Genomic DNA, 12264 nt, shown 5'->3' on the forward strand with positions numbered 1-12264 from the left:
TACCTCCCGGTCTCATCTCCATCCGGTCACCTGTGTCCGCAGGGTAGGCCGCCGGCGAGGTGTCCGTTGATGCAGACCCTTTTCCGACGGCCCCCCACCGAACCGGGCATGCGACTTATCACCGCACCCGGCTCTCCAGCGTCGATTCCATCGAGTCCTGCCGAACTGAGAGTCCGCTGTGGATTCCGTTGTGGCAGTCGCGGCAGACGATCAGGGTTTTGCGGCGGCGTGATGCCATCTGCTTTGCCCAGTCAGGCTGTTCGGCCTGACTCCCGGAACGGAGGTCACTCAGGCGCCGAATGTGGTGCACTTCGACTTCTGTTCGCGCCTTGCAGAGTTCGCAACGGCCGGACATGAGCCGGTCGATGAGTTCTGCGGGACGCTTCCTCCAAACCGCAGGAAGGTCGTCTTTGAGAGTCACCCTCGTGGTCCTTCGGGCCAGCGAGACCCCGCCCCAACGGGCGACCAGCGGCTTCTTTCCTTTGCCGCGTTCGACCTTGATCTGTAGACCCCTCCGGGGTCCAGCAGGTGTCTGCCAGGTGGCACGGTAGCGATTCCAGACCTTGTTGACGCTGATCTTGTTCTTATGTCCCAGCGTCTTGGCCAGGGATCGTTCCGTGATCCACCTCAGCAGGCCGAGGCGGTGCCGGTTGTAGGCCAACTGGTAATACTCCGCGAGGCCCCGGAACTCTGACTGAAACCGCGTGACGATCCGGAAATCCGAGTCGTGCACGCGCTCCAGCAGGGCGGCCGGTTTACCGCGGCGCATGTAGGGCTTGCATTTTCCGCGCACGACGTTCATTGGCACTTTCAGGCCGATCTGCCCGTTGATAGAGCGATGACCGTTCCGATCGCGCTTGGCGTCGTCGTGTAGGACCACGATTTCGTAGCCGAGGAAGCGAGCGGCCTGTGTCCGCCCGTGGGTAATCAAGGTCTTCGGTTCGGAGAGTTCCAGCTTCAACCGGTTCCGCAGGAACTTCCCGATCTTCTCCTTGACGTACTCGGCCTCCCGTCGCGTCCCGGAGAACCCCAGCAGCCAATCGTCCGCGTAGCGGACGTAGTGCAGTCGTCGAAAGCCAGGATCGTTTGGATCATGCGAGGGGAGCTGTTGCAGTTGACGGCGCAACTGTCGTGCTTCCTCGCGCTGTCCGCGCTTTTCCAGTTTCCAAGCCGCCTTGTGTATCCGCATGTACGGCAGATACGGCTTACGGCGAGCTCCCTGGTTGAAGACGGGTAAGAGCGTTGTCTCGACGTACTTGTCCAACCGGTCCAGGTAGATATTGGAGAGCAAGGGGCTCAGAACACCCCCTTGTGGCGCACCACTCAGTGTTTCGTGGTAGCGCCATTCCTCCAAGTATCCAGCCTGAAGTAGCCCATCGATCAGCCGCAGGAAGCGACTGTCGTGAATGTCTTCAGCCAGGATGGAGTGCAAGACTCCATGATCCAGCCGATCGAAGCACTGGGAGATGTCTCCCTCGATGAACCAGGTGACACTGCGCCACGTCTCAGAGACTTCCGTGAGCGCGGTGTGGCACCCCTTCCCCGGCCTGAAACCGTGGGAGCGGTCGGAGAGCTGCGGCTCATAATACGCTTCCAGTAGGGAGCGAATCACTTCTTGCAGCAGCTTGTCCGACCACGAAGGTAGACCTAGAGGCCGACGTTTCTGGGGTGATCCCTTCTTCTCGATATACACACGTCGAGCCGGGGTCCACCGATAGCGCTCATACCGCAGCGCATCGATGATCGCCTGAATCTTCTTCAGACTCATACCGTCTACGGTCTCCTGCGTGGAGCCGGGTGTCATAGAGCCGTCATTGCGGTAGATCTTCCCGTAGGCCCGCAAGTACAGCTCTGGGTTGAACAGGTGCCGATACAGCCTCTCCAGTGGCAATCCTCTCTTGCCGCGTTCATGGATGATCTCCATCAGGGCTTCGGCTCTCTGCATTACGCGTACCTTGCCTCTCCGGATATCGTGGACACCTGTGCCACTTGGCCCTGTAAGCGGCTCTCCCGCTCTCCCCGGTGGGGCGTTACTCCCACGACTACTACTGGCACTCCGTCACCGTAGGGCTCGCACCCCTTAGGTGATCCCGAATTCCTCTTGCATTGGACGTATCGAGCGTGACGTAGGCGGCCTGTCCGTTCCCTTGAGTGAGCTCGTTGCCCACCGTCCGCCAGCCGGAAGGGTTGGGGCGAAGCAAAGGGGATTCGCCTGATGCTGATGGCTCCGCTCCGGGCGTTGTATGTCGGAGGATGCACATTTCCATCCCTGGGAACTTGGCTTCAAACAGTCTGGTCTTCGCCATATCACGCGGACTTTGCGCGGCAGCGCTATAAACGCCTTCACAACGCTCCACGCTTTCCCGCCATGCTATTGTCCCCTCGCACTTTCGCGTCCAGGTAAGGCGGGTAGTCCAGAGGCTTCTCCTTCCGAACCTCTACTCTCTGAGAGAGTGATCCAACGCCGAGTTAGACGGCGCAACTTCGCCCTGTGGACGGCTTTCCCGTCCTCCTTGGCAGGCCGTTACCCCTGCGACTACTACGGGCACTCCGTCACCATGGGACTCGCGTCCTTTAGGTGATCCCTTGTTCGTCCTGGTCGTACGTGATAGCGCAACGTAGGCGTCCCACTCATCTCCTTGAATACCCTCATTGGGTATCGCTTCGCCGCCCGGAGGTGTGCCGATGGGCAGAAGACAGCGGCACAGGCGACGACACCGGTATCAATGCCATTCCGGTGGACTCGTCTTTTAGTCGACTGGAGATTGGGATTCAGGCAATCCAGCTTTCGCCATATTGCGCGGGTCCCGCTGGGCACCGTCTCAGGCACTTGAACCCGGCCCCGGCTTTCCTGACATGCTGTGGTCCCCTTCGCCTTTCGGCTCCAGGTAAGTCATCGGACCCAGGAATATCCTCCAAATCCCTCCCGGCTTTACCGGGGATACAAACAGGCGCTTACAAGGCGCACTCCGCCCAGACCACCTTGCCGGTGTCCGTCCAGCGCACCCCCCACCGGGCGGTGAGCCGGTGTACGACGTGCAGGCCTCGGCCACCGTCGTCCAGGAGCCCTCGCCGGCCCAGCCGCGGCCTGCCGTTGCCGGTGTCGCCCACCTCGCAGAGCAGGCCGTGACCGCTCCTGATCAGCCGTACCGTGATGGGTCCGCCCGCGAAGCGGACCGCGTTGGTGACCAGCTCGCTGACCAGGAGCAGCACGCGGTCCCGGGTGGCGTCCCTGATGCGCCACTGCCGCAGCAGCGCGGAGACCAGCGCGCGGGCGCGGGCCGCCGCGTCGTCGCGGGCGGGCAGCCGCCAGGTCGCGGTGTCCCCCTTGCGGTAGCCGATCATGCGCGCGAGCAGCAGCGTCACGTCGTCGCGCTGGCTGGCCGGCACCAGCGCGGAGACCACCCGCCGTGCGGCCTGCTGCAGCGTGTCCCAGGGGTGCACCGTGGACACGACGTCCGCCAGCCTGCCGATGCCCTCGTCGATCGACACGGCCGGATCCTCGACCAGGCCGTCGGTGTAGAGGGCGAGCAGGGAGCCCGGGGGTGCGGCGAACGTGTGCACGTCGAACGGTTCCCGCAGCGCGAACTCGGCACCCAGGCCGGGGTGCGGGCGGACCGCGAGGGGCCCGGCACGTCCGTCCGGGAACATCAGGATCGGCGGGAGGTGGCCCGCGCTGGACAGGGCCACGCGATGGCTGACCGGGTCGTAGACGGCGACGCAGCAGGTCGACCCGAGGGCGCTGTAGCCGGCCGCCAGCCCGGACTCCGCGTCGTCCAGCAGCGACACGGTCTCGTCCAGGTGCTCCAGCACCTCGTCGGGCGCCAGCCCCGCGGACAGCAGCGCGCGGGCCTCCATGCTCAGTTGTCCCATGGTCGCCGCGGCTCCCAGGCCGTGTCCCACGACATCACCGACCACGAGCGCGGTGCGGCCGTCCGGCAGCGGGAAGCTGTTCACCCAGTCACCGCCGACGCCCGCGCTGTCGGGGGTGGCGGGCTGGTAGACGCTGGCGGTCTGGATGGTGCCACCGCCGGACCGGGGAAGCAGCCGGCGCTGCAACGCCAGCACCTGTGTGTGCTCGCGCTGGTGCTGGCGGGCCAGGTCCACGTGATGAGAGGTCCTGGCCACCAGTTCCTGGAGGTCGAGCAGCTCGCTGTCGGCGAAGGGGCGGTCCGCGCGCCGCCAGACCTCCGCGACCCCCAGTACGACGGGCGGATCGCCCTCCAGGACGAGCGGTATGCACGCCACACCCGCCGACCGGTCCCCGGGCACCAGGGCGCGTACCAGCCGCGGACTTCCGAGGACCCGCTCGATCGCCTCGCGGTCGGGGATGACGATGGACTGCGGGGCGTCGGCACGCCGTATCGCCTGGGCCAGCAGGCGGCTCGCGTCGCCGGGCAGGTCGTCGCCCAGGGTCACGTAGCCCTCGGGCCACGCCCGCTCCGGCACCAGGGCGGCCCGCCGCAGCCGGATGCGGCCCTGCGCCCGCTCGGTGACCCCCTCGCCCGTCCACACGGCGAAGTCGAGGTCGATGGCGGCCACGTCTCCCCAGGCCAGCAGGGACTCCGCCAGCGACTGCGCGGTCTCGCCGATGTCCAGCGAGGTGCCGATCGCGGTCTCGGCGGCGTACAGGTGCAGCCTCCTGGCCATGGCGATCACGGAGACGACCAGGCCCTCCTGGGGCGCCGCGGCGGGCAGGATGCTCATCGAGACCACCAGCTCCGACCCGTCGCCGCGCCGCAGGCGCTGGACCCGGGCGACGTGTGCCTCACCGGTCTCCAGGACCTGCCGCAACCGCCGCATGACCGTCGGCACGTCCCCCTGCGGCAGAAGATCGACGAACGGACTCCCGGGCACGACGTCCAGCCCCACGAAGGCCGGGGCGTCGAGGTTGGAGCGGGTGATGTTCAGCTCCCGGTCCAGGTTGACCGCCCCGAGGATCTGCTCCTGACGGCCGTCCGTCGGGTCGTCGGCTGCCGGGTCGCCGGCTGCCGCCGTCTCCCCGCCACGCGGGATGTACTGCCCCAAGGCGCTGCTGACCAGGTCGAACGGCGACGAGGACGACGGGGAGGGTGTGGAGTCCATGCGGCTCCCTCAGCTCGCTCGCCAACCCCGGCACGGCGCCGGGGCCGTACCCGAACCCGTGCGGCAGAGCCCCGAGATTCCCGGCCGCACTCACTTCATTCAATAACACCCGGAGACGCTTCGCCCACATCAGCGGATCGCGCCCGCGGAAGAACCGGGTGATGTCGTCGGCCGGCGGGCCGGACTCCTCGCCGGTGAGTCGCTCAGACGGTGAGAAGATCGCCAATTGTGCAACAATATAAGAGGCAGCGAGAATCAGGAGTCACGAAAACGGAGGCCGCCGAGGGCTGCGAACCGTGCTCCGTTCGACCGACTGTCCCACACGGTAAGCACCGGCTTGTTCTACAATACGGGCGGCGCTCTCGACTGAGCAGAGAAGCGATACCGCGTCCGAGCTACGTTGGAGGTACTACACCATGGCGCTGGTTGCGGGCACGGGCCCGGGCAACGAGGGAGGTCCGGATTCAGGCGCCAGCCGGACCCTGCAGGCATACCAGGATCTTCGTGCGTTGATCCTCTCCGGTCACTACGAACCGGATTCACGCCTCACCGAGTCGGAGCTGACCACACAGCTCGGGATCTCCCGGGGGACGGTGCGTTCGGTGCTCGCGCGCCTCGCGCAGGAGGGGTATGTCACGGCCGCGGCGAACCGCAGCGCCCGCACCCGTTCGTTCTCCGTGAACGAGGCCGTGGAGATTCTGGAGACCCGCGAAGTCCTCGAATCGGCCCTCGCGGCGAACGCCGCCACCCGGGCCACCGAGGCGGACATCGCCGCGATGACCGGGACCTGCGAGCGCATGTGGGACGTCCAGACGCCGGGAGGGCGGGAGGAGTACTGGAAACTCAACCGCCGGTTTCACGAGCAGGTCCGTCAGGCGGCGCGGCAGGCCACCCTCTCCAGGTTCGTCGACAGCCTGCTCTACCCGCTCGTCATGCAGCAGTACCGCGACGCGGACCGGTCGCACCCCCGTACCGACTCCGTCAGGGAGCACGAGGCCATCCTCGCCGCGATCGTCACCCACAACCCGGAGGCCGCCGCGGCGGCGATGCGCCACCACCTGTCGGCGGCCCGGCGGGCTCTCCAGCTCAAGTTCACCACGCCGGCCGGCTCCTGAGGGGGCTACGCGTGGCCGGGTGCCCGGGGGAGAACAGGGCTTCTCCGGCTGCCCTCCCCCGGCTGCGGCTGCCGCTGCCGTGCCGTGTCATACGTCGGTCGGTCTGCTCGAAGACGTGCGCCTACGACACGGACGCTGACGGTGCGTCAGGACCACAGTGCGACCGTCCACGCCGGGTCCAGGACGACGGTCACCTCGTCGCCCGGACGAGCGTCGAGGTGGGCGTCGCCGTGCGCGCGCAGCGGGACGTCGCCCGCCATGACGACCACTTCCTGGCGGTCGCCGAGATACTCGGTGGCCGTGATGCGCGCCGCGAATCGATTGGGGGCCTCCGTCTTCGGGGTCCCGGTGACCACGCGAATGTTCTCGGGCCGGATGCACACGGACAACTCCTGGCCGGCGGTGGGCGGTGCGGGCGGGCTGGTGAACCGCTCGCACCGAATCACACCGAGGGAGGTCTTGGCGTCGACCACACGGTCACCCGAGCGCGTCGACGCGTCGACCACGCCGGGGATGAGGTTCGCGCTGCCGACGAAGTCGGCCACGAACCGTGACGCCGGCGAGTCGTAGATCTCGCCCGGCGAACCGATCTGCTCGATCCGGCCGCGGTTCATGACGACGATCGTGTCGGACATCGCGAGAGCCTCGCCCTGGTCGTGCGTCACGTAGATGGTGGTGACGCCGAACTTCTTCTGGAACGAGCGCAGTTCGGTGCGAAGCTGCGAGCGCAGCTTGGCGTCCAGGTTGGACAGGGGCTCGTCCAGCAGCAGGACTTCCGGTTCGCACAGCAGGGCCCGGGCCAGCGCCAGGCGCTGCTGCTGGCCGCCACTGAGTTGGGTCGCCCACCGGTCGGCGTAGTCCGACAGCCCCACCTGTTCGAGCATCGCGAGGACACGTGGCCGCGCCTCGGCGGCGGAGCAGGTCTTGCGGCCGTGCCGGAGCGGGAACGCGGCGTTGTCGAACACCTTCATGTGCGGCCAGATGCCGTAGGACTGCGGCACCATCGCGATCGGCCGGGCGTCGGGGGACACATCGCGGCGCGCCGACGCGGAGAACACCGACTCGCCGTTCATCGAGATCTCGCCGCGGTCGGCCGTCTCCAGTCCGGCGAGACAGCGCAAGGTGGTTGTCTTGCCGCAGCCGCTGGGCCCCAGCAGGGTGAAGAAGCTGCCTTGTGGCACGGTGAAGCTGACGTCGTCGATGGCACGGCTCGCCTCGGCGCCGTGCGGACGGTGGAATCCCTTCTCAAGGCCGGTGATCTCTACGGAAGGTTCGGAAGCAACAACGTTGTTCATGGTCACGACACCTCACATGTGTTGTTGGAAGCCACGCCGGTTGACCCACCAGACGGAGACGGCCGAGAGGGCGAGCAGGAGCACCGCGAGAGCGCTGGCCTCGGGGTAGTTCGCGCTCTCGCCGATCATGTCCCACAGCAGCACCACCAGCGTGCGGTTGTCGGAGCTGGACAGCAGCAGCGCGATGGGGAGCTCCCCCAGAGCGTTGGCGAACACGTACAGCCAGGTCCGCGACACCGAGGGAGCCAGGAGCGGGAAGACCACCCTGCGCAGGACGGTGCCGCTCGACGCCCCGGAGACGCGGGCCACCTCCTCCAGCCCGTGATCGAGCTGCAGCAACGCCGTCTCGATCATGCGTGAACTGCGCGGAATGTAGCGGGTGGTGAGCGCGATGATGATGATCCAGACCGTCCCGTAGACCGGGATGGGCAGGTACAGGTACAGGAACAGCACCGCCACACCCAGTACGACGCTGGGGATGGCGAAGACCAGGAAGGACAGGTCGAACAGTGCCCGGCCGATGCGGCCGCCGCGCGCCGAGGCCAGTGCCAGCCACAGGGCGAAGCCGGCGGTCAGGGTCGCCGTGAGCAGGCTGATCACCAGGGTGTTGACAAGTGCGTGGCTCAGACTCGGGTCGGTGAAGATCTCGCCGTAGTTGGCGAGGCTGAGCCCGCCCAGGCTGTCGAGGCTGATCGGTTGGAGGAAGGGGGTCAGGCTCGTCCAGATCAGGGTCAGGACGGGCACGACGATCGCGACGAACACATAGAGCGTCACGAGGGCGGCGACGGGGATACGCCATCGTCCCAGTTTCACCGGGGTGGCCCGGTAGCCTTTGCCGCTCACCACCCGGAACCGGTGCGACTCGCGGGTCTGGCGTCGGTAGACGGCGATCATGACGAGGGACAGCAGGACCAGCAGCACTCCGTAGGCGCTGGCCTGGCCGTAGTTGGGCAGTCCCGACGGCGGCTGCAGTGCGGCCTGGACGTAGCTGCTGAACACGAAGATCTGGTCCGGCATCCCGAGCATGGCCGGGATGGCGAACTCCTCGAGCGCGATGACCACCAGCAACATGCTGGCCGCGGTGATCCCCGGCAGCGTGAGCGGCAGTACCACCTTGCGCGTCCGCGTCAGCCAGTTGGCGCCCGCGGTGGCCGCCGCCTCCTCGAACTCGAGGTTGAGCCGGGCGAACATTGGCGCGAGCATCATGTACATGCCCGGCACACCGAAGATGCCGGCCACCAGGATCATGCCGGGCAGCGAGTAGATGTCGATCGAGTAGCCGAGGGTGCGCTCGATCGCGAGGGCGATCGGGCCGTTGGCGGGGTTGGCCGCCAGCACCCAGGCCACCGCCATGACCGTGGCCGGCACGGCCATGGGGGCCAGCGTGCTCGGCGCGAGGAAACGGCGTCCGGGGATGTCGGTCCGCTCGAACAGGTAGGCCAGACTGACGCTGACGACCAGGGCCACGGCCACCGTGCCGACCACGAAGATCAGCGAGTTGAGAGCGACCTCGAGCAGGCGCTCCGAGCTGAAGATCTCGACGAAGTTGTCGAGCGTGTACCCGGCTACCTGGAAGGGCAGTTTCAACTCGCTGTCCTTGAGGCTGCTGTAGACCAGCATCCCCAGGGGAAAGAGCACGAGATAGGCGAGGATGGCGCCGATGGCGATGTTGACGCCCGCCAGAACACGGTCTCGGCGCTGAGGGCGTACGCCGGCGGAGAGCTGAGTGCCAGACTGCATCGCTGAAGTCTCCAAGGGTGAGCGAAGAGTCCACTGCCCGCGGTGGCCCGACCGGGCGGCCGCGGGCAGTGGTGCGTCGGTGACGGCCGTCAGTTGACGTCGGTGCCCAAGGCCTCCTCGACCTTGGGGAAGAAGGCCGAGAACTTTTTGTACTGCTCGATGTCGGACTCGCTGAACCACTCGACACCGGCGTCGCACAAGGCGCCGATGACCGGGTTGGTGTCGGCGTTCGTACAGTCCGTCTTGGTGGGGATGACCGAGTTGTAGGTGTCGACCAGGGCGGCCTGGCCTTCTTCGGAAGCGAGGAAGGCGGTGAGCAGGCGGCCACCCGCCGGGTGCGGGGCGCCTTCGGGCACGAACAGGTAGCCCTTGTTGGCGTTGGTGGGACCCACCGGCGCGACGGCGACCGGCGCGCCCTTGGCCCGGGCCTCCAGTACCAGGTTGATCAGGTCGGTGCCGACCGGTGTCTGGCCGGAGACGATGTTGGTGTGGGACTGCGTCGTGTTCTCGGTGTAGTGGGGCCGCGCCTTCGACAGCCTGGAGGCGTAGTCGAGACCGGCGTCGGTGCCGCGGGAGGGGTCCTGGGCCCATACGGTCATGAAGGAGCCGCGCGACTCGACGCTGAGCTTGCCCCCGTCCCACCGCGGTCCCAGGAGGTCCTGCCAGCTCGCGGGTGCCTCCGACTCGGGCACGGCTTCGGTGTTGTACGCCCAGACCTTCGGTACGGCCCAGACGTAGACGAAGTCGTCGGCGAAGATCTGCTCGGACGGCACCTCGTAGTCCGCCCAGTTCACCTTCGCCGCCATGTCCTGCGAGGGCAGCACCGTGAGCCCGCCGGCGTTGGACACGTCGAAGCTGACGCGGTCCGCGGCCTGCTCCACATTGAGCTGTGTGACGAGGTCCGGAGCCTTCTTGTTGGTGTACTTGACCTCGATGCCGGGGTACTTCTTCTCGAAGGCGTCGATGGCCGGCCGCATCTGTGCCTCCGGTTTCGGTGCGAACCAGATCACCTCCCCCTCGCCCTTGGCCTCCTGGTACAGCGCGTCCAGGTCTTCGGCCTTCGGGGCGGGCGGCGGGCCGCCGCCGCACGCGGCCATGAAGAAGGTGATCACCAGGGCCAAGGCGGTCAGCAGGGCGGTACGGCTCCGACGCCCGGGGCGGGGCCGAACGCGGTTCACGGCGCTCACCGCCCCTCGGCGGCGGAACCGGCGGCCGAACTGCGGGAGAGTCCGTACAGTCGTCCGGCGGTGCCGCCGGCGATCAGTTCCCGTTGGGTGGCATCGAGGGACGGCAACTGTCCCCGGACGAGTTCGGCCAGCTCGGACAGCGACCCGGCCGAGGCGGGGAAGTTCGACCCCCACATCACGTGCCCCGCGCCGAACTGCTCGATCAGCGCACGGACCAGCGGTGCCGCCGATCCGGCCTCGCGCTGCGCACGCAGCACGGCCGGCGGCGTGAGCTTGACGAAGACCCGGCCCGTCTCGCTCAGCGCGGGCACCCCGGCCGCGCCCGGGGGGTACGGCTCCGCGTCGCCCAGTCGCGGCCGGCCGGCGTGGTCGAGGATCACGGTGAGTCCCGGGTACCGCTGGAGGAGCCCGGCGAGGACGGGCGCGTGCTGGGCATGCATCTGGATGCAGACCGGCACCCGGCGCTCGGACAGGAACCGCCAGACCGGGGCCATGCGCTCGTCGTCGAGCCCGCGGCCGGGTGTCGGAACGGCGGTCGTGCCGTCGGCGGCGCGGATACGCACACCCGAGAAGCCCCGCTCGTCGATCCAGTGGTGCAGTGCGTCGACCGCCTTCTCGGAGAGGAAGTCCACCGAGCAGACCCCGCTGATGCGGTCCGCGTGCCGGGCGAGCTGATCGGCCACGTAGGTGTTGTCGAAGCCGTAGACCGTGGAGGCCTGGACGACGACGAGGTGGTCGACTCCGGCGGCGTCGGCCTGGCGCAGCAGGCCGTCGATGTCGGTGGGCCGCTCCTGTGACCAGGTGGAGCGGTGGCCGCCGAGCGGAGCAGCGGGATAGGAATCGGTGTCGGGCGAGATGATGTGGGTGTGCGTGTCGACGCTGAACATGGGCACCTCATAACTGGTGGACGGCTCGGCGGGCGGGTGGGATCAGGCGACGCCGCCGATGTGCCGGGTGAAGTCGGCCAGGAGTTCGTCCACGGTGACCGGCGTACGGATGACGTTCTGCTGGAGGGCGTAGTCGATCGCGGTCTGCAGGCCGGCGACCAGCTCGTCGCTCACCCCGGCCCGCAGGGCGCGGACGCGGGTTCCGGGCGTGGCCTCGGCGGCCTTGCGGGCCTCGATCCGGGTGCCGAACGCCTGGTAGAGCGCCGAAACCGTCCCCGGCTCGGCCTCCAGGAAGTCCCGCCGGACCGTGAGCACGTGGTTGATCGGCACCGTCCCGTGCCGGGCGCCCCACGCCTCCTCGACCTCGCGCCAGTTCGGGATGATCGGCACCAGCGGCCCCTGGGCCCCGTCCAGTGCCGGCGGGCCCAGAACTGCGGCCACGGCGTCACCGCGCTCCAGCACGTCGAGGACCCGGCCCGTCGTGCGTTCGACGTTGTCCGGCTCCACGTAGCTCGCGACGTGCGGCTCCTCGGTGGTGACCCAGGTGACGTCCTTGGCGTCGACGCCGAACTCCTCGTGCAGGATGCCGCGGACCCACAGGCCGGTTGTCTGGCTGTAGGCCCGGACACCGACGCGTCGGCCTGTCAGGTCGGAAGGGCCGATCTCCGCCGAACCGGGCCAGCGGGTGAGTGAGTGGTGGTGGAAGTCGCCGCTCAGCGCCACCGGCAGCAGTGCGATCGGGGCTCCGGCCTCCCGGGCCTGGAGGAAGGTCGCGACCGCCAGCTCGCTGACGTCGTAGCGCAGCTCACGCACCATCGGGGCGAACGCCTTGTAGATCGGGTCGGCCGCCGCGAGTTCGACGTCGTGTCCCTCGACGCCGAAACCGGGGTCGGCGAGGAAGGCCGTGTGCGGGTAGGACTTCACAGCGACGGACAAGGTTCTGGGCATAAGACGA

At 67.8% G+C, this 12264-nt stretch carries 8 protein-coding genes; 1 reads left to right on the forward strand and 7 read right to left on the reverse strand.

The features are described from left to right. Positions 1 to 118: 118 nt before the first annotated feature. A complete protein-coding gene (locus tag KUM40_RS30135; RefSeq protein ID WP_217169358.1) occupies positions 119 to 1945 on the reverse strand; it encodes a reverse transcriptase/maturase family protein in 1827 nt (608 codons plus the stop codon). 1010 nt (positions 1946 to 2955) lie between these two features. After that, the gene (locus KUM40_RS30140; RefSeq protein WP_217169359.1) at positions 2956 to 5085 is read right to left on the reverse strand and encodes a SpoIIE family protein phosphatase; all 2130 of its coding nucleotides are present in this window, start codon (positions 5083 to 5085) and stop codon (positions 2956 to 2958) included. A 416-nt stretch (positions 5086 to 5501) separates the two neighbouring features. Between KUM40_RS30140 and KUM40_RS30145 the strand changes: the two genes are divergently transcribed. Beyond that, complete coding sequence (locus tag KUM40_RS30145; RefSeq protein WP_217169360.1) at positions 5502 to 6200, forward strand: GntR family transcriptional regulator; 699 nt, start codon at positions 5502 to 5504, stop codon at positions 6198 to 6200. A 146-nt stretch (positions 6201 to 6346) separates the two neighbouring features. On the opposite strand, the gene KUM40_RS30150 is transcribed toward KUM40_RS30145, so the two are convergent. From KUM40_RS30150 to KUM40_RS30170, 5 genes are all read right to left on the reverse strand, one after another. After that, positions 6347 to 7495: an ABC transporter ATP-binding protein gene (locus KUM40_RS30150; protein WP_217169361.1), complete on the reverse strand. Its 1149-nt coding sequence runs from the start codon at positions 7493 to 7495 to the stop codon at positions 6347 to 6349. Between the two features lie 12 nt (positions 7496 to 7507). Continuing rightward, positions 7508 to 9235 carry an iron ABC transporter permease gene (locus KUM40_RS30155; protein WP_217169362.1) on the reverse strand — a complete coding sequence of 576 codons (1728 nt, stop codon included), beginning with the start codon at positions 9233 to 9235 and terminating at the stop codon, positions 7508 to 7510. A gap of 89 nt (positions 9236 to 9324) precedes the next feature. Continuing rightward, a complete protein-coding gene (locus tag KUM40_RS30160; protein WP_217169363.1) occupies positions 9325 to 10413 on the reverse strand; it encodes an ABC transporter substrate-binding protein in 1089 nt (362 codons plus the stop codon). 5 nt (positions 10414 to 10418) lie between these two features. Beyond that, complete coding sequence (locus tag KUM40_RS30165) at positions 10419 to 11309, reverse strand: amidohydrolase (protein WP_217169364.1); 891 nt, start codon at positions 11307 to 11309, stop codon at positions 10419 to 10421. A gap of 42 nt (positions 11310 to 11351) precedes the next feature. Beyond that, positions 11352 to 12257, reverse strand: coding sequence for a hypothetical protein (locus tag KUM40_RS30170; protein WP_217169365.1), 906 nt, complete (start codon positions 12255 to 12257; stop codon positions 11352 to 11354). Between the last annotated feature and the right edge of the window lie 7 nt (positions 12258 to 12264).

The organism is Streptomyces sp. AC512_CC834, assembly GCF_019049325.1.
Lineage (GTDB): Bacteria > Actinomycetota > Actinomycetes > Streptomycetales > Streptomycetaceae > Streptomyces.